Consider the following 16,884-nt stretch of genomic DNA (forward strand, 5'->3'; position numbering starts at 1 on the left):
ACGCCCTGTCATGAGCGATGATGACTTTCGCCCCGCGCAGATGATCTCAGAGCGCCTGATTGAGCGCATCCGTTCAGAAGGCTCGCTGTCGGTCGCCGCCTACATGGCGGAGGCGCTGTTTCATCCCATGGCGGGCTTTTACGCCACAAAGGACCCGCTGGGCGCCGCGAACGACTTCATCACCGCGCCCGAGATCAGCCAGATGTTCGGCGAATTGCTGGGCCTGTGGGCGGCGGAGTGCTGGATGCAGATGGGCGCGCCGTCGCGGTTCGAGCTGATCGAGCTGGGGCCGGGCACGGGCCGCATGATGAGCGACATGCTGCGCGCGGGCCGCGCGGCGCCGGGCTTTCTGGACGCGGTGCATGTGACTCTGGTCGAAGCCTCGCCGGCGCTGAAAATGGTGCAGGGCCAGACGCTGGCGAACGCACAGGTTCCGATCCACTGGGCGAAAGCGTTCGAAAAAGCGCCCTCCGGGCCCGCCGTGGTGATCGGCAATGAGTTTCTCGATTGCCTGCCGATCCGCCAGGCGATCCGGCATCAGGGCCAGTGGCGCGAACGCGTGGTGACCTTGCATCCCGAAGACGAGGACCGCTTCGGTTTCGGGCTCGGACCGGTGCTGAGCGAGGCGGATGTGGGCTATATCGCTCCGGCCCTGCGCCAGGCGGAAGACGGCGCGTTGGTGGAGCTGCGCCCCGGCGACCAGCAGCAGATGGAGCAATTGGCGGGCCGCTTCAAACGCGATCCGGGCTACGCCTTGTTTGTGGATTACGGCTCGTCACAGCCGGAGACCGGCGACACGCTGCAGGCTATCCGCGCTCATCAAAAGGTGGACCCGCTCGATATGCCTGGCACGGCGGATCTAACGGCCTGGGTGGATTTTGACCGGTTGTTGCGGCTGGGGCTCGATGCGGGGCTGACCGCGTACGGCCCCATGACTCAAGGAGCGTTCCTGACCGAGCTGGGGATCGAGCAACGCGCGGCGGTTCTGGCGAAATCGGTGGACGCGGCGGGCCAGGCCCGGCTCAAGCGCCAGATGCATCGCCTCGTCTCGCCTGAGGATATGGGCGCGCTGTTCAAACTGGCGGCGTTCAGCTCGCACGGTCTGCCGCCCGCGCCGGGGATCGCGCCGTTTACGCGCTAGTTCGGCGTCAGATGCGCCTCGATGATGCGGGCGATCACGCGCTCGTATTCGTCGATGTCAGAGGGTTTGACGAAATAGCCGTCGGCGCCCGCTGCGAGCGCGATGCGGATTTCGTCCTTGAGATTAGAGGTGGACAGGCTGATGCACGGCACGCCCGCCATCTTCTCACAGGCCTTCACAAGGCGAATGAAGTCGGCGCCGGACATGCCGGGCAGGCGGCTGTCCACCAGACAGAAATCGGGGCGGCCTGGCTGGGTGCGGATAAACTTGATCGCATCTTCGGCGCGCTCGAAGACCTGAAGGTCGCCAAATCCCTGCGCCGTCAGCGCATCCGTGATCAAGGTCGCGTCGATCTGGCTGTCTTCAATGATCAGGCTTGTCATCTGCAAACTCCTCAAACGGTGGGAAACTGAGAATGAACCGCGCCCCGTCATCATAGTCGGGGTCGACTATGATCTTGCCGTCATGAGCCTCCATGATCCGGGCGCAAAAGGCCAGCCCCACGCCTGACCCGGGCACGTCGCTACGATAGCGCTGCATCATCTTGAAAGCGCCTTCGGCCTGATTGGCGGGAATGCCGGGGCCGTTGTCGGCGAAACGGACCACAAGCCCGTTCGCGGTTTCATGGCTGTCTAGGGTGAGGACGATCTTGGGCGTGTCAGCATATTTGACGGCGTTGTCGACCAGATTGCGAAACAGGTGCGCCAGCAAGGTCTCATCGCCTTGAACGGTCGGGTCGCCCGTGACGTTCAGCGTGATCGGCGCGTCGGGATAGTATTCACGCAGCAAGGTTTCAAGCAGGGGTTTGAGTGCGGTCGCGCTCGACTCCGCCTTGGTTTCCACCAGGTCTGAATAGCTGAGCAGCGTATCGATCAGCATCAGCATATCGCGCGATTTGGATTTCACATCATGCAGATAGCCCAACGCTTTAGGGCTGGCGGCGCCGCCGAGCTCGCGCTGGGCGAGGTCGGCCAGCAGCGAAATCTGTCGTGCGGGCGCCTTGAGATCGTGTGAGGCCCCGGCCGCGAAATCTCGCAAGGTGCCGTTAGAGCGCTCCAGCTCGGAGGTGCGCCGTTGCACCTGACGTTCCAGCGAATTGGTCAGTTGTGTGAGCTGGCGTTCGGCGCCCGTGCGCAGCTTCACCTCGTCCTGAAGGCTTTTATTGCTCTGCGCCAATTGCTCGCTGCTGGGCATGGCCAGCGCTTTGGGCAGGAGCGGCCAGAGGACGACAGCGGTGGCCACCGAAACCACGGCGGTGGCGAGTTTGAGCCCCCCTTCGATGAAATAGGCCGGCGTCCAGACCGTGTAGATCGAGAACAAATGCGTGACGCCGCAGAAAATGATGAAAAGAATGAACAGATACGCGATTGGCCGGAACAGGATGTCAGGCCGTTTGACCGAGATCCACCAGATCACGACGGGTATGGACAGATAGGAGAGGCCGATCAGCACATCCGCCAGAACGTGCATGATCAGAATGTCCAGACGCCACAGATAACACATCCCGTGCGGCATGAATCCGTGAAGTGATTGCATAAAGCCCTCTAGACGTCAGTGCGCTTGAACTCAAAGCCTTCAGCTAGTCCCCTTAAGACAATGTTCCAGTAAAAGGCGAGTGATGCGCCTGACAGGGGAATTTCGTCCGTTTACGTCTCGACAGCCATGGCAGCAGACAGGGCGCCCCGCCGCTTTGCCGCGCGCACTTATCCTGCTATGAGCGCCGCGACCCAGAACACCGGAGAGGGCAGATCATGAAACTGATGTGCGGCAACGCCAACCGACCCTTGGCGAAAGCCATTGCAGATTATCTTGACGCCCCTCTGTCGGACGTGGAGATCGAGCGCTTCGCCGACGGCGAATTGTTCGTGCGTATTGACGAGAATATGCGCGGCCAGGATGTCTTCATCATCCAGCCCACTTCCGAGCCGGCCAACGACCATTTGATGGAGCTGTTGATCTGCATGGACGCGCTGGCGCGCGCCAGCGCCAACCGGATCACCGCCGTCATCCCCTATTTCGGCTATGCCCGGCAGGATCGCAAAACCGGCGGCCGCACCCCGATCACCGCCAAGCTGGTGGCCAATCTGGTCGCTGAAGCGGGCGCTCACCGGGTTCTGACCATTGATTTGCATGCCGGTCAGATCCAGGGCTTTTTCGATATTCCCACCGACAATCTCTTCGCCACCCCGGTGATCGAGGACGACATTCGCCAGCATTACGATGTGGAAGATCTGCTGATCGTCTCGCCTGATGTGGGCGGGGTGGTGCGCGCGCGCTCGCTGGCCGGGCGTCTGGGCGCCGACATCGCCATTGTCGACAAGCGCCGGCCCAAGGCGGGCGAGTCTGAAGTGATGAACATTATCGGCGATGTCGAAGGCCGCCGCTGCATCATCTTTGACGACATCATCGATTCGGGCGGCACGCTGTGCAACGCCGCTGCGGCGCTGAAAGAGAAAGGCGCCAAGGAAGTCTCCGCCTACATCACGCACGGCGTCTTGTCGGGCAAGGCGGTGGAGCGCATCTCCAACTCGGTTCTCAAGGAGCTGGTGGTGACCGATTCCATCGACGTGACCGCCAAGGTCAAGGCGGGCAAGAATATCCGCTCGCTGTCCGTGGCGCCGCTTCTGGGCGAGGCGATCCGCCGGATCGCCAATGATGAGTCCGTTTCCAAGCTCTTTGACTAACCTTTTCGCCTCGCGCCGCGGCGAAGAGTCAGCGGATCGCTTGCGCTCAACGCAAGCATCCGCTATACGCCGCGGCTCGAAAGTTCTTACTCAGTCACTGATGGCTGAACGAAGCGCGCGCCGCCAAAACCGGCGGCGCTTGCGTTTAAACCGATTTCGTATGGGACCGGATCATGAGCGATATTGTTCTCTCCGTCGAAGTGCGCGAGCGCACGGGTACTGGCGGCTCGCGTGAGACCCGCCGCAACGGCCTTGTGCCGGGCGTTCTCTATGGCGGTGACAAAGGTCCCGTCGCGATCGCGCTGAAAAACAACGAAGTGGTCAAGGCGATCAATTCGGGGTCCTTCCTGGCCTCGATGATCACCATTGATCACAAGGGTGAAAAGCAGACCGTGCTGACGCGCGACGTGCAATTCCACCCGGTGCGCGACGAGCCGGTGCACATCGACTTCCAGCGTGTTGACGAAACCACCGTCATCACCGTCGAAGTGGCCGTTCAGTACCACAATGAAGAGAAGTCTCCGGGCCTGAAGCGCGGCGGCATCCTCAATGTGGTGCGTCACGCTGTGGAAGTGAACGTGCCGGCGGGCTCGATCCCCGATCAGATCGACGTGGACCTGTCTGGCTATGACATCGGCGATTCCATTCACATCTCCGCAGTGACCCTGCCGGAAGGCGTGAAGCCGGCGATCACCGATCGTGACTTCACCATCGCCACCATCCAGAACTCGCGCGCTGCACGTGACAGCGACGAGGCTGAGGCTGAAGGCGAAGACACCGAGGCTGAGGCCGAGGGCGGCGAGGCGTAATCCTCTTCCTTTCGCCGGAAACGGACTTAAAAGGCGGCTGGCGGACATTCTGTCCCGGCCGCCTTTTTCATTTGTGGAGCGCGCCATGCATTTGATCGTGGGCCTGGGCAATCCGGGCGGCCAATACGCCGGCAACCGTCACAATGTCGGCTTCATGGCGCTGGACGCCATCGCCGAGGATTGGCGGCTGGGGCCGTGGAAGAAGCGTTTTCAGGGTCAGACCGCCGAAGGGATGGTGGAGACCGCCAAAGGCCCGCGCAAGGTGCTCCTGCTCAAGCCTGAGACCTATTACAACGAAGCGGGGCGTGCGGTGGCCGAGGCGGCGCGGTTTTACAAGATCGAGCCTGAGAACATCCTGGTCTTCCATGACGAGCTGGATCTGGCGCCGGGCAAGTTTCGCCTCAAGACCGGCGGCGGTCATGCCGGCAATAACGGCCTGCGGTCGACCAAGGCGCATATCCGGGGCGAGTTCAAACGCGGGCGCATCGGCATCGGCCATCCCGGCGACAAGAACCAGGTGACCCACTGGGTGCTGGGCGATTTCTCAAAGGCGGAAGGGGTTTGGCTTGGCCCGCTTCTGGACGCGATCGCCCGGTCTTTCCCATTGATTGTGGAAGACAATGACGACGCCTTCCAGACCAAGGTGACCCATCTCGCGCCTGCGCCTTGATGAACAGACGTTCACAATTCCGCCTGTTTGCGGACGGGAATACGCCGTCAAATCTTCTCCAGAAGAGCACGCTTTCGACCCTCTGCCGACACAAGCGACCCTCATCTTCGATCCTGCCAGACGACGGGGCGACCCTCAGACGCCGCGTCAGAGTCTGGCTCTAGAGCAAGGAGAGAGACTGATGAAACGCCAAGTTCTGATTTCGACGATCGCCGCCGCCGCGTTCGCGGGGACCGCATTCGCCCAAGCCCCGATGTTTGACGATGTCGACACCGATGGTGACGGCGTGGTGACCGTGTCCGAAGCGCAAGCTGTTGCGCCGGAGCTGACCGAAGGCGAGTTCGCCGCCTATGACGTCAACGCCGATGGCGGCCTGGACCAGGGCGAGTTTGACGCCTGGTCCGCAACCCTGCCGACGGACGATCACGGCGACCACCAGTAAACACGACGCTTCACACCCTCGCACGTTCCCCAGCGTGCACGGCCAGGGCCGGTTGCCATCGCAACCGGCCCTGTGTCGTTTCGGTGCTGACTTGGGATATCCAGATGAACGCCCTGTCAGGCTTGCGGCGAGGCGGCCTTAATGCCGCCCCGAGCTTTCCTTGTTGCAGCCCTTAAGAGGTCACAGCGCGCGATGAGAGTGAACCTGCTCCTCCCCGAGCACCCGCCGCAAGGCGGACGAACCTTCCCATCTGGCCGGCTGCTTCGTGCAGCCGGTCATTTTTTTGGCAGGCCCGCCTAGACGGGCAGGCTGGGCGGGTTCAAGAGCAGCAGGACCGCAAGATAACCGACATAAGCCAGCGTCAAGGCGACGCCGGATACGCGCCCGATCGGACGGCGCAGAACGGCGTAGGCCACAATGGCCAGCGCCGCAGCCGTCATCACCCAGAAATCGAGCTGGAGGAATTCCGCCTCCACAGGCGCGGGGGCGCCCGTCACTGCCCCGGCTGCAATCCCGGTGATGCCGCCGACGGCGCAGATATTGAAGATGTTGGAGCCGACTACATTGCCGATCGCCATGCCGCCTTGTTTGCGCATGGCGGCGACGAAAGCAGTGGCCAGTTCCGGCAAGGACGTGCCGAACGCCAGAATGGTCAGGCCGATGACGGCGTCTGACACATTAAAGAGCTCGGCGATGCCGACGCCGCCGTCCACGATCAGCTTTGCCCCCACAGGCAGCATGACCAGGCCGCCCAGCAGGAACAGCGCCACCATCGGGGCTTTGCGGGGCAGTCCCTCCATCTGGTCGATGTCGGTGAGCTCGGCGATCATGGGGTCATCGCGATGGGTTCTCGCGGTCAGGGCCAGAAACCCGATATATCCGATGATGCCCGCAGACAGGATCGCGCCATCCACCAGGCCTAGCCCGCCATCCCAGCACAAGGCGATGAACAGCGCGGTGAAGGCGAGGGCGATCAGGGCGTTGCGTCGAACCCCGGTTGTGGTGGAGGCGATCGGCGCCAGGATCGCCGGCAGCCCGAGCACCAACAGGACATTGGCGATATTGGAGCCGACAATATTGCCGATGGCGAGGCCGGGCGCGCCTTCCACGGCGGCGGCGGCGCTAACCATCATTTCAGGGGCGCTGGTGCCGAATGCGACGATGGTCAGCCCCACCAGAAGCGGCGGCACACCCATCTTGCTGGCGAGCGAAGTTGCGCCGCGCACCAGAATGTCGCCGCCCGTCAAAAGGACGACGATGCCGCCAAGCACCATCAGGCTGAACAGGAATATATCAGGCATGGATGTATCCGGCGCGGACGGGATCTGCTCCCGCCGGCGACCTTAATCCAGGCGCTTGTTGTCGATCAGGTTGAGGATCGCAAAAATGCCGAAAGCGAGGCCAAGGGCGACAAGAGCTGCCATGAAACCGGTCCTTCTGATGAGTCGGGTTTGCGCGATGCGCACGTTCACCCGCGCATATAGCGCGCCGCAGCGTTGAGAGGAAGACTCCCCGCTCGAAGTTCACCAGTCATTGACACCGGTCAGCGATGATCGCTTGTATGGATATTACCCAAGCGGGGAGTTCGTTCATGGCGGACGACACCACATCTGAATCCAAGAGCCGCCGTCTTCTGGAAGCCATCTCCGAAGTCCAGGCGATCTATATCGGCGGCGATGAGGACGCGCACGCCTTTTTCCAACGCTTGCTGGATATTCTGCTCGACATCACGGACTCCGAATACGGCTTTGTCGGCGAGGTCGTCGGCGCGGGCGACGGGGTGAATCCCTGGCTGCGCACCTGGGCGATGACCGATATCAGCTGGGATGAGGCCTCCCGCGAGCGCTATGGCGCCTCCGGCGTCATGGAGTTCACCAACACTGATTTGTTGTTCGCCTCGGTTCTGAAAGACAGTCAGGCGGTGATCGCCAACGCCGCGCCGGGCGAGACCCTGGACGTCCGGCTGCCAGATGGCCATCCGCCCATGACCTCTTTTCTCGGCCTGCCGATGATGAGCGGTGACGCCTTGCTGGGCGTGGCCGGCGTCGCCAATCGAAATGGCGGATATGATCCAGACTTCCCCGATTTCCTGAAGACGCTGACCAATACGATGGGCGCGTTCATCAAGGCGCGCCGGTTCGAAGACGCCGCCCGGAGCGTCCAGCAGAAGCTCGAGCACTCAGAGAGCCGCTACGCGCTCGCAATCCGGGGGACGGGCGCGGGGGTCTGGGAATGGAATGCGGACGATCAGACGCAGTACTGGTCGCCCCGGCTGAAGGCGATTCTCGGCTTTCCTCCCGGATATGAGCCGCCGGCCTCCAGGCTCGGTGCAGATTTCGTCCATCCTGAGGATTTGCCGCGATACCGCGAAACGCTCCGCAGTCATATGATCAGCGGCGAACCGTTCCAGCTGCGCGTCCGCTTGCGGCGCGCGGACGGCGTCTGGATCACGGTCAATTGTCACGGCCAGGCGGAACAGGACCGAGATGGCGTGCTTCGGCGCATGGTCGGCACCATGGTCGATGTCAGCGATCTGGCGGATGCAGAGGACAATGCGCTGAAGGCCCGGTTGACCGCGGAGGTGGCGATCTCCAGCGCGAATATGGGACGCTGGTTGTATTCCGTTGATGAGGAAGCGATCCATCTGGACGCCCGGTTTGCAGCGCTGATTGGGCGGTCTGAACTGGGCGGCAAGTCCTTTTCACTGTCTGAAATGTTGTCTCTGACGGTGCCTGAGGACCGCGACAGATTGGTGTCCGACATCGCCTCGGCGCTCGATACGCCCAGCGGACGCCTGAGCGTGTCGCATCGCATTATCCGGACGGACGGAGAGGTGGTGTGGCTGCAGGTGGACGGCGCCGTCATTCGCCGGGACGAAGAGGGCAGGCCCCGCGAAATGACGGGAATCGCCGCCGATCATACCCCCTTGCGCAAGGCGGAAGACGAAGCCAACGAATTGCGCCGCCTCTATGAGCTTGCGATCACGAGGTCCGACCAGGCGGTCTTCGACATTGACTTCAAGGCGGACCAGGTTTTCGCCTCGCCGGGCTATTACGAGATGCTGGGCCATCCGCAACCCAGCGCCACGCGGCGGATGACCGATTTCCTCCAAGCCGTGCATCCAGATGATCTGTCCGACGTGCAGCGTGTTATGCGGGAGCCTGATCTGGATGAGAGCGGAGAGGGCCCTCACAAACAGAATCTGGTGTTCCGATTGCGCCGGGCCGACGGCGGCTATGTGTGGATTGAAGGCGCCGGCGAAGTGGTCTGCGACAGCGAGGGGCGTCCCGAGCGCATGTCCGGCACCTTGCGCGACATCACCGAGCGCCGACGCATCGAGCAACGCGCGCGTGAGGCGGGGGTGCGGGCGCAGATGGCCTTGCGCGTGGCGGGCCTGGGCGTCTGGGAGCTGGATGTGCCCCAAAACATGGTGCGTGTGGATGAGACGCTGGCGTCTATCGTGGGCGCGCCTGCGCTTGCAGACGGGCTGAGGGATCCCGAAGAGCTGTTCAGTCTGGCGCATCCCGATGATGTGGAGCTGGCCCATAGACTCTTTGACAGCCTGCTGACCGAGGCCGCCGACCAGCTGGTCATGGAGCACCGGGTGATCACCCCGTCAGGCGCGGTGGTGTGGATCAAGGTGCATATCCGGGTCACGGATCGCGACGAAGACGGAGCCCCCTCGCGTATTGTCGGCATTGTCGAGGATCTCTCTCAGCAAAAGGCGGCGGAGGACACGCTGAAAAGCGCCCTGGCGCGCGCCGAGGCGGCGAGCGACGCCAAATCCCTGTTCCTCGCCAATATGAGCCATGAAATCCGAACGCCTCTGAACGGGGTGCTGGGGATCGCGCAATTGCTGGCGCTGACCGATCTGACCGAGCGGCAAAAAGAGTTCGTGCAGACCATCCGCACGTCAGGCCGGGCGCTGCTGTCGATCATCGAGGACATCCTGGATCTGTCCAAGATCGAGGCCGGCAAGCTCAATCTGGTCAAGCGTCCAAGCCGCCCGTCAGACATTATTTCTGAAACCTGTCAGGCGCACACGCCCGAAGCGGCGCGCAAAGCTCTGGCCTTGACCGTGAACCTGGCGCCGGAGCTGTCCGGCATCTCGATGATTGACGCCAATCGCTTGCGGCAGGTGCTCAGCAATCTTTTGAGCAACGCCGTGAAATTTACAGAGGCCGGCACGGTTCATGTGGCGGCGATGCGGTTTGAAGACGACGTCTTGCGCGTGGAGGTGCGAGATACCGGCCCGGGGCTGAGCGAGACCGTACAGAGCCGCGTTTTTGGTCGTTTCGAGCAAGCCGACATGTCCCACAGCCGCAGCCATGAAGGGTCCGGCCTGGGGTTGGCCATCGCGCGCGAGCTGGTGGAGCTGATGGACGGACGCATCGGGGTGGATTCCCGTGTCGGCGAGGGGGCGTGCTTCTGGTTTGAGATACCGGCTCCGCCGGCCAGCGCGGATGACGCTCCGGTCGAGACGATGGCGTCTGACCGTTTGATCCGTCCTGATGGCGCTGATGATGACACGCACATGCGTGTGCTGGTGGTGGATGACCAGCCGGTCAATCTTGATGTGACGGCCGAAATGGTGCGCCAGGGCGGCTGCCATCCCGTCGTCGCCGCCAGCGGACGCGAAGCGCTTGATTTGTTGCAGGCGGAACGGTTTGACGCCGTTCTGATGGATTTGCACATGCCCGGCATGGGCGGAGAAGAGGCCATCCGGCGCATTCGCGCAGGCGAGGCGGGGGCGTCCGGGGTTCCCGTCTATGTGATCAGCGCAGACGCCACTCTGGAGACGCTCACGCGTGTCGGGGCGCTGGAAGTGGACGGATATTTCACAAAGCCTGTGGAGATGCAGGCGCTGGTGGAAGCGCTGAATGGGTTGAAGGGCCGTCCTCTGTCACAGGCGACCAGCTTGGCCGATTCCTCTTCCTGAACTTGAGACGTGGTCGTTTCACACTATGTGAAGTGTATCGAAGATCATAAAGGAGATGATATGACGGAGAGTCTTGAAAAGAACGAAGCACGCCAAGCTGTGCGAAAGGGTTGGCAGGAAAAAGTTCTGTACGCATCCTTGGCGGGGTCGGCGCTTGTTTTGGCTATTGCCGCCATCGTATTCATCGCCTGATTTTTTATTCCAATTTCCGGCCTGGAATTCTTTGAAGTTCCGGTGACGTAGCGAAGCCCGTTTCCGACCACCGCGACGCGAATTCGAGCTAAGCCCTTGCCCCCGCGGCGTGTGTGGCGTTTCATAGCGCCCATGGGGGAAGAGGGATGACACTGTTGTACAGGATGATCAGACAGAGCGGCCACGCGTGCGTCGGGGCGCTGGTTCTGGCATGTCTGATACTCGCATGCAGCCCGGCTCAGGCGCAGATGACGGGGCCGGAAGGGCGCGTCTATGAGGTTCGGACGGAGCGAGACAATTATACGGCCCGGTTTCAACCCGGCGGCGTGTATCAGGACGACAGGCCGCGAACGGGGCGTTGGCAGTTTGACGGCCGCACCTTGTGCATGCTGATCGCAGCTGCGGGTCCCCGAGCGCCCGAATATGAAGTGTGCACGCCCTGGCGCGATCTTGAGATCGGCCAAAGTTATGACAGCCGATACTGGACGGCGCAGGGCGCACCAGCTCGCATCACCCGCATTCAATAGGGCCGTCGCCGCTGGGCGAGGTTAAAGCCCTCTTAATTAAAGCTGCGTCCTGGCCACAAGCAATGCTAGGGTCGTCTCGCGTCGCCCGTGGGGAGGTGGACGCTACGGATTTGAGGGAGGCCGAAATGGGGCTGATCTTCGCGCGCGCAACCAATGCGACATTCACGATTTTTCTGTCATTCGTCCTGTCCTACATCATGCTGATCGCCATGGGCATTCTATGGCCCGAGGGGCTCGACTGGCTGGTGCAGCGCGCCAAGGAAGTCGAAGCGATGGTCGTGCGTCCCGGCATTCCGGTTCGCTACAAGGTCTGGCTCGACCTGTTGATTGAAGAGGGCGCGATCCTCTTGCTGTTCTTCACCATGGTGGCGCGTATTCTGGTGGCGATCGTGGGCACCGCGCTCAGCTCTCCGTTCAAGAAGCATTAGCGGGCGTTTCAGGCGCAGAAACGCAACTGGTCAATCGTGACGGATTTGGGCAGTCTCGCCCCTATGACGGACATGCGCCCCGCCCATATTCTGGTTGTCGATGATGATGACCGCATTCGCGATCTTCTGACGAAGTTCCTGCGCGCGCGCGGCTTGCGCGTCACCGCGGCGCGCGATGGGGCGAAGGCCTTGTCTTTGCTGGCGCAGATGCGCTTTGACCTGATCATTCTGGATGTGATGATGCCCGGCGCGGACGGGTTTGAAGTCACCGAGACCGTGCGCCGCAGCGACGCCACGCCGATCTTGCTGCTGACCGCGCGCGGCGAGCCCGAAGACCGTATCAAGGGGCTCAGCCTGGGGGCGGACGATTACCTCGCCAAACCGTTTGAGCCTGAAGAGCTGGTGCTGCGCGTGCAGGCGATCCTGCGCCGCGCCCTGCCGCAGATGCGCGGGCCGTCGGCGGTGGCGTTCGGCCCGTGGCGGTTCGAGATCGAAGCGGGGCAGTTGAGCCAGGACGGCGCCTCGGTGCGCCTGACCGGCGGGGAGACGGCGCTGTTGGCCGCGCTCGCCCGGTCCAATGGCGAGGCGGTGTCGCGCCAGGCCCTGTCTGAACAGGCCGCCAATGGCGCCGGGGAGCGGGCGGTGGACGTGCAGATCACCCGTCTGCGGCGCAAGATCGAGACCGATCCCAAATCCCCGCTCTATATCCAGACCGTGCGCGGCTCGGGCTACAAGCTGGTCGCCGATCCGGTCTATGACGGCGCCGAGCCCTAGGCCCGATGCGCTTTTCCCTCAAACCCTATCTGCCCAAAGGTCTGTTTGAGCGCTCGCTCCTGATCATCGTGCTGCCCGTCGCGCTGATGCAAGGGGCGGTGACTTGGGCGTTCTTTGAGCAGCATTGGCAGACCACCACGGCGCGCCTGAGTGAAAGCGTCGCCGGCGAGGTGGCGCTGGTGGTCCGGCTGTATGAGCGCGACGGCCCCGAACAGTTTGACGCGCTGGCCAATCTCGCCTTCGCCACCACCGATCTCAGCGTCGAGTACCGCGAGGGCGACACCTTGCCCACCACGCGCCGCACGGCGTTTTTCCGCGCCCTCGACCGCACGCTGAGAAGCGCGCTGGGGGCGGAGCTCGATCACGCCTTCTGGTTCGACACCACCCGCTATCCCTCCTACGTCGACATCCGGGTGCAGGTGGATGGCGGCGTGTTGCGCTTTATCGCCGTGCGCGACCGGGTGTTCGCCACCACCGGGCATATCTTCCTGATCTGGCTGTTTATCGCCACGGGGCTGTTGCTGATCGTCGCCATCTTGTTCATCCGCAATCAGGTCAAACCCATCCGCCAGCTCGCCGAAGCCGCCGAAGCCTTTGGGCGCGGCCAGGATGTGGAGCGGTTCAAACCCGCCGGCGCCCGCGAAGTGCGCCGCGCCAGCGCCGCCTTCCTCGATATGCGCGGCCGGCTGAAACGCCATATCGAGCAGCGTACGCAATTGCTCGCCGGCGTCAGCCATGATCTGCGCACGCCCTTGACCCGCTTGCGGCTACAGCTCGCCTTGATGCCCGCCAGCGAAGAACGCGACGCCGCCCGCCGCGATCTCGCGGACATGGAGGCGGCGCTTGAGGAATATCTCGCCTTCGCCCGCGGCCAGGCGGGGGAGGAGGCGGATGCGCTCGACCTCACCGCCCTGTGCGAAACCCTCGCCGACGACGCGGCGCGCGAAGGCGTGGATCTGGAGCTGGAGCTGGAGGACGGGCTGACCGCTTCGGCGCGCGAAAGCGCGCTCAAGCGCGCCCTCGCCAATCTGGTGTCGAACGCCGCCGCCCATGCCCAGACCGTGCGCCTTAGCGCCCGGCGCAATGGCTCGCGCATTGAAATCCTGATTGACGATGATGGCCCCGGCATTCCCGGCGATCAGCGTGAGGAGGCGTTCAAACCCTTCTCGCGCCTGGATGAAAGCCGCAACGCCAATCGAAAGGGGGTGGGCCTCGGCCTCGCCATCGCCCGCGACACCCTGCGCGCCCATGGCGGCGAGCTGCGCCTTGAAGATTCGCCTCTGGGCGGTCTGCGCGCGCGGGTCAGCCTGCCGGCCTAGGCGCGGACGGGCGCTCTTCCAAGACCTCAGTCAAGAAAGAGCGCCGTCTGCCGGTTTACTGATTGTCGAAGCCGAAATCAGTCAGCCCGCCCGTCCGTGTGACGGCGAAGCGCCGCATTTGCACTCTGTCAGCGAACTGATCTTGACTGGCGATGATGCGGAAGCGCGCATCCGCACGAATAAAGGCTCCACAATCTCTCAGGTCGTTCGCCAAGATGACGTAATCGTTTTCAGTGCCGCGTTCTGGAAGGGGGGTCAGCGTGCAGTCACTGAACTGACCGGTGAAACCGTGTCCGGCGGCGTTCTCGAGCGCCACTTGGATGGTTGTGGGCGCGCCGGACAGCCCGGAAATTCTGAAAACGTTTTGCGTTCCGACTGAGCTGTCTCCAGTCCATTCAAATGTGCCGAAGTCCACACGAGCCTGACCAGACTGAAGCGCGACGGGCTCTATAGCTGAGGTTGGATCATGGTCGAAACCGAAATCTGTGAGGTCGCCATTAGCGCCCAACGCAAAGCGGCGCATCCGTATTCCATCGGACATTTGGGATTCGTTCGCTGATATGCGAAATCGCAGATCGGCTCTTCCGAATGCACCGCAAGCGGCGAGGTCCTCCTGCCATATCAGATAGTCGTAGGCACCTGAACGAGCAGGATTAATGGTCAAAGAACAATCATCGAAAGTACCTGAGAAACCAGAAGAGCTAGCGTTGTTCAGAGCCACATCGATCCGGTGCGGAGCGCCCTCAAGGCCTGCTATGCGGAAAATATTCTGGGTGGGGGCGCTGGCGTCACCTGTCCACTCAAACGGTCCCATAATGATTTCAGCTTCACCGTTTTGGGTGGGGGTCGGTGGATACGGCGTGCTGTCGGCATGATCGAAGGAAAAATCGCTGACCGCGCCTTGCGGCGTGACCACCAAGCGTCGGATGAATAACGGCCTCGATTGAATTGCATAGACGTCACTGATTTCAAAGCTGATATCAGCGCGTCCGAACTCGCCGCATTGGGCGAGGTCTTCAGGCGTAATCCAGTATTGACTGCCTACCCGATTGTCCGGATTTACGGGCAGACTGCAATCATCAAGCGTCCCTTCAAAGCCCGGTTCAGAGGCGTTGTCTATGGACACGCGAAATGACTCAGGCAGGCTGTTTCCAGCTAGGCTCGTCAGAATAAAATGATGTTGACGCTGGCTGGAGCTCGATTCTGTCCATTCAAACGGGCCGATGACCTCGTTCGTACGTGTCGCTCGATTCCTCAGAGGGCTCCGGTCTGAACTGACATCCGTCAGCATGCCTGAAGGGCTTAGGCGGAAACGGCGTAACGCCTGCACACGGGTTAAGTCTGCGATCCGAGGTATGACTTCAAAACGCAAGCTGGCACGTCCAAATGCGCCGCAATCTGCCAGGTCGCCCGTCGTGATCAGATACTCTGCGCCGGAATGACGTTCGGGGCGGATATCAAGCGTGCACGATGTCTCGTCGACATTGGATGATGAACCGGCCTGTCCTCTCAGCCACACCGTGATGCTGCGGGGAGGTCCTTCCGCTAGGCCGGTTAGACGAAAAATGTCTGAGCTCTGCGCCGTGGTGTCATTGACCCAGTCGAACGGGCCGAAGGTGCGCAGTTCACTCTTATTGATCCTGATAATTTGGGGGCTGGACATGCCGGTGTCGAAAAACCCGGTGAAATTGCCGGCCTTGTCATTCAGAGTGACCTCCACCTCATACGCGCCGGTGGTGAAGCCCTGCGGCATGGTGAGAAAGGTTACGCCTGTCGCATGGTTGGCGCCGTTCAAGGGGATGTCCGGCGTCATGCGTTGTGCGCCGGTGAGGGAATGATCCTCGTGCCGCAGGCGCACGACCAGGCTGTCCAGGCCCGATCCGCCAGCATCGCTCAGGTCATACTCAATTCGGACGTATACGCGGTCCGTGGTCACATCAAGCTGGTCGGGAGACAGGCTGAGGCGATTGATCCGTGGCGCGAACGTATCCCCGTCGGGATTGATTATTGTCAGCGTCTCTTGTTCGAACGGTTCATTGACGCCGAAATACCCCCAGTTCCAAGCTACGTCGTCGAGATAGACCACAGGCTGGTAATCGCCGGGCGGCGTATCGGCGGGAATGTTCAGGCTATACACGCCCTGAGCGGTCGGCGCGCCGTTGAAATAGATGCCCTGATCCTGGATGGGGGTTGCCGAGCCTCCATCTTGCCGGACAAGCCGGATCTGCATGCGTTTCAGCCCAGAGGGCCCTACGTCCTGGATATCATAGCGGAAATGAATCTGGTCGTTTTGGCCTCTCAGAGTCACTGTGTCGGACTCGGCGCTCAGCGTGTGGATCACAGGGGCGTCGCGATCCTCGTTGGAATTGCGGACTCGCACCGTGGACCGACCGGTCATAGGCGGCCGTCTGTAGATGTAGGAATAATTGCCGGCCGCGTCCCACAGGCTTATGCGAAGTTCATAGTCATGGTCCCAGGCGAATTCATTGGCTGTGATCGTGACTGTGCCCTGTCCGGTCTTGGCCTGATTAAAGCTGACGCCTGACGACTGGATCGTCGGCTGCCGCGCCTGCCAGTCCACTTGCACGAGCTGCATGGACAAGTGTTGGAGCCCTGACTCCGGATCGGCGACATCATAAGTCACCTCAAAGCTGGTCTCTCCCGTATCCATATTTATCTCGCCGGGGCTGATCGACATGGAATTGACCACCGGGCCTGTGGTGTCAGCCCTTGGAGCAGAGACCGGCGGCCCTGCGGCCGCGCGGACGGAAGGGACGGGCGCAGCGTGCTGGTCCAGTGCGACGCTCCATTCAAGCGCCAGCCTGTCCAGCGTCTTCAGAAGGTCCGCGCAGCCCTCCGTCTGCGCATCTGCGCACCGGGCGAGGGCCAGCCGGTAGGGATGCAGCGCTTCAGCCGTCAGGGCCTGCAGCCCGTACGGCGCAACTGGTGAAGAGTCCCG

At 62.1% G+C, this 16,884-nt stretch carries 15 protein-coding genes; 11 read left to right on the forward strand and 4 right to left on the reverse strand.

Annotation, left to right across the window (positions count from 1 at the left end; all coding sequences use genetic code 11):
• The first annotated feature begins 10 nt into the window (after window positions 1-10).
• On the forward strand, window positions 11-1,141 hold the full coding sequence (locus ACQ66J_RS10485; RefSeq protein WP_430431589.1) for a class I SAM-dependent methyltransferase: 1,131 nt from the start codon (window positions 11-13) through the stop codon (window positions 1,139-1,141).
• On the opposite strand, the gene ACQ66J_RS10490 is transcribed toward ACQ66J_RS10485, so the two are convergent.
• Together ACQ66J_RS10490 and ACQ66J_RS10495 are read right to left on the reverse strand one after the other, a co-directional pair.
• Window positions 1,138-1,524 carry a response regulator gene (locus ACQ66J_RS10490; protein ID WP_375549820.1) on the reverse strand — a complete coding sequence of 129 codons (387 nt, stop codon included), beginning with the start codon at window positions 1,522-1,524 and terminating at the stop codon, window positions 1,138-1,140. The two genes, ACQ66J_RS10485 and ACQ66J_RS10490, sit on opposite strands and share 4 nt — an antisense overlap.
• A complete protein-coding gene (locus tag ACQ66J_RS10495) occupies window positions 1,505-2,677 on the reverse strand; it encodes a sensor histidine kinase (RefSeq protein ID WP_430431590.1) in 1,173 nt (390 codons plus the stop codon). Before ACQ66J_RS10495 ends, ACQ66J_RS10490 begins: the two co-directional genes overlap by 20 nt.
• A gap of 215 nt (window positions 2,678-2,892) precedes the next feature.
• On the opposite strand from ACQ66J_RS10495, the gene ACQ66J_RS10500 reads away from it, so the two are divergent.
• From ACQ66J_RS10500 to ACQ66J_RS10515, 4 genes are all read left to right on the forward strand, one after another.
• Window positions 2,893-3,825 carry a ribose-phosphate pyrophosphokinase gene (locus ACQ66J_RS10500; protein ID WP_375549818.1) on the forward strand — a complete coding sequence of 311 codons (933 nt, stop codon included), beginning with the start codon at window positions 2,893-2,895 and terminating at the stop codon, window positions 3,823-3,825.
• A 173-nt stretch (window positions 3,826-3,998) separates the two neighbouring features.
• The gene (locus ACQ66J_RS10505) at window positions 3,999-4,634 is read left to right on the forward strand and encodes a 50S ribosomal protein L25/general stress protein Ctc (RefSeq protein ID WP_430431591.1); all 636 of its coding nucleotides are present in this window, start codon (window positions 3,999-4,001) and stop codon (window positions 4,632-4,634) included.
• Between the two features lie 85 nt (window positions 4,635-4,719).
• Window positions 4,720-5,304 carry an aminoacyl-tRNA hydrolase gene (gene pth / locus ACQ66J_RS10510; RefSeq protein WP_430431592.1) on the forward strand — a complete coding sequence of 195 codons (585 nt, stop codon included), beginning with the start codon at window positions 4,720-4,722 and terminating at the stop codon, window positions 5,302-5,304.
• A 181-nt stretch (window positions 5,305-5,485) separates the two neighbouring features.
• Window positions 5,486-5,746 (forward strand): hypothetical protein, encoded by a 261-nt coding sequence (locus tag ACQ66J_RS10515; protein ID WP_430431593.1) that lies wholly within the window; start codon window positions 5,486-5,488, stop codon window positions 5,744-5,746.
• 296 nt (window positions 5,747-6,042) lie between these two features.
• Here the strand turns inward: ACQ66J_RS10515 and ACQ66J_RS10520 are convergent, their stop codons facing one another.
• Window positions 6,043-7,047, reverse strand: a complete 1,005-nt coding sequence (locus tag ACQ66J_RS10520; RefSeq protein WP_430431594.1) for a calcium/sodium antiporter — start codon at window positions 7,045-7,047, stop codon at window positions 6,043-6,045.
• Between the two features lie 290 nt (window positions 7,048-7,337).
• Between ACQ66J_RS10520 and ACQ66J_RS10525 the strand changes: the two genes are divergently transcribed.
• From ACQ66J_RS10525 to ACQ66J_RS10550, 6 genes are all read left to right on the forward strand, one after another.
• Window positions 7,338-10,685: a PAS domain-containing protein gene (locus ACQ66J_RS10525; protein WP_430431595.1), complete on the forward strand. Its 3,348-nt coding sequence runs from the start codon at window positions 7,338-7,340 to the stop codon at window positions 10,683-10,685.
• Between the two features lie 60 nt (window positions 10,686-10,745).
• Window positions 10,746-10,877 carry a hypothetical protein gene (locus tag ACQ66J_RS10530; protein WP_430431596.1) on the forward strand — a complete coding sequence of 44 codons (132 nt, stop codon included), beginning with the start codon at window positions 10,746-10,748 and terminating at the stop codon, window positions 10,875-10,877.
• A 146-nt stretch (window positions 10,878-11,023) separates the two neighbouring features.
• On the forward strand, window positions 11,024-11,404 hold the full coding sequence (locus ACQ66J_RS10535) for a hypothetical protein (protein WP_430431597.1): 381 nt from the start codon (window positions 11,024-11,026) through the stop codon (window positions 11,402-11,404).
• A 125-nt stretch (window positions 11,405-11,529) separates the two neighbouring features.
• The gene (locus tag ACQ66J_RS10540) at window positions 11,530-11,832 is read left to right on the forward strand and encodes a hypothetical protein (protein ID WP_160092200.1); all 303 of its coding nucleotides are present in this window, start codon (window positions 11,530-11,532) and stop codon (window positions 11,830-11,832) included.
• Between the two features lie 63 nt (window positions 11,833-11,895).
• Window positions 11,896-12,606 (forward strand): response regulator, encoded by a 711-nt coding sequence (locus tag ACQ66J_RS10545; RefSeq protein WP_430431598.1) that lies wholly within the window; start codon window positions 11,896-11,898, stop codon window positions 12,604-12,606.
• Between the two features lie 5 nt (window positions 12,607-12,611).
• Window positions 12,612-13,925, forward strand: coding sequence for an ATP-binding protein (locus ACQ66J_RS10550; RefSeq protein ID WP_375549810.1), 1,314 nt, complete (start codon window positions 12,612-12,614; stop codon window positions 13,923-13,925).
• Between the two features lie 55 nt (window positions 13,926-13,980).
• On the opposite strand, the gene ACQ66J_RS10555 is transcribed toward ACQ66J_RS10550, so the two are convergent.
• Window positions 13,981-16,623, reverse strand: a complete 2,643-nt coding sequence (locus ACQ66J_RS10555) for an Ig-like domain repeat protein (RefSeq protein WP_430431599.1) — start codon at window positions 16,621-16,623, stop codon at window positions 13,981-13,983.
• Between the last annotated feature and the right edge of the window lie 261 nt (window positions 16,624-16,884).

Origin of the sequence: Oceanicaulis sp. (assembly GCF_965284345.1) — a bacterium.
GTDB lineage: Bacteria > Pseudomonadota > Alphaproteobacteria > Caulobacterales > Maricaulaceae > Oceanicaulis > Oceanicaulis alexandrii_A.

What these genes read in the sequence shown, in the direction of transcription:
- ACQ66J_RS10535 (WP_430431597.1), top strand. Translation starts at nt 11,024, where the DNA reads ATGACACTGTTGTACAGGATGATCAGACAGAGCGGCCACGCGTGCGTC.
- ACQ66J_RS10555 (WP_430431599.1), bottom strand. Translation starts at nt 16,623, where the DNA reads ATGTCGATCAGCCCCGGCGAGATAAATATGGATACGGGAGAGACCAGC.
- ACQ66J_RS10520 (WP_430431594.1), bottom strand. Translation starts at nt 7,047, where the DNA reads ATGCCTGATATATTCCTGTTCAGCCTGATGGTGCTTGGCGGCATCGTC.
- ACQ66J_RS10500 (WP_375549818.1), top strand. Translation starts at nt 2,893, where the DNA reads ATGAAACTGATGTGCGGCAACGCCAACCGACCCTTGGCGAAAGCCATT.
- ACQ66J_RS10525 (WP_430431595.1), top strand. Translation starts at nt 7,338, where the DNA reads ATGGCGGACGACACCACATCTGAATCCAAGAGCCGCCGTCTTCTGGAA.
- ACQ66J_RS10495 (WP_430431590.1), bottom strand. Translation starts at nt 2,677, where the DNA reads ATGCAATCACTTCACGGATTCATGCCGCACGGGATGTGTTATCTGTGG.
- pth (WP_430431592.1), top strand. Translation starts at nt 4,720, where the DNA reads ATGCATTTGATCGTGGGCCTGGGCAATCCGGGCGGCCAATACGCCGGC.
- ACQ66J_RS10505 (WP_430431591.1), top strand. Translation starts at nt 3,999, where the DNA reads ATGAGCGATATTGTTCTCTCCGTCGAAGTGCGCGAGCGCACGGGTACT.
- ACQ66J_RS10545 (WP_430431598.1), top strand. Translation starts at nt 11,896, where the DNA reads ATGACGGACATGCGCCCCGCCCATATTCTGGTTGTCGATGATGATGAC.
- ACQ66J_RS10485 (WP_430431589.1), top strand. Translation starts at nt 11, where the DNA reads ATGAGCGATGATGACTTTCGCCCCGCGCAGATGATCTCAGAGCGCCTG.
- ACQ66J_RS10515 (WP_430431593.1), top strand. Translation starts at nt 5,486, where the DNA reads ATGAAACGCCAAGTTCTGATTTCGACGATCGCCGCCGCCGCGTTCGCG.
- ACQ66J_RS10550 (WP_375549810.1), top strand. Translation starts at nt 12,612, where the DNA reads ATGCGCTTTTCCCTCAAACCCTATCTGCCCAAAGGTCTGTTTGAGCGC.
- ACQ66J_RS10540 (WP_160092200.1), top strand. Translation starts at nt 11,530, where the DNA reads ATGGGGCTGATCTTCGCGCGCGCAACCAATGCGACATTCACGATTTTT.
- ACQ66J_RS10490 (WP_375549820.1), bottom strand. Translation starts at nt 1,524, where the DNA reads ATGACAAGCCTGATCATTGAAGACAGCCAGATCGACGCGACCTTGATC.
- ACQ66J_RS10530 (WP_430431596.1), top strand. Translation starts at nt 10,746, where the DNA reads ATGACGGAGAGTCTTGAAAAGAACGAAGCACGCCAAGCTGTGCGAAAG.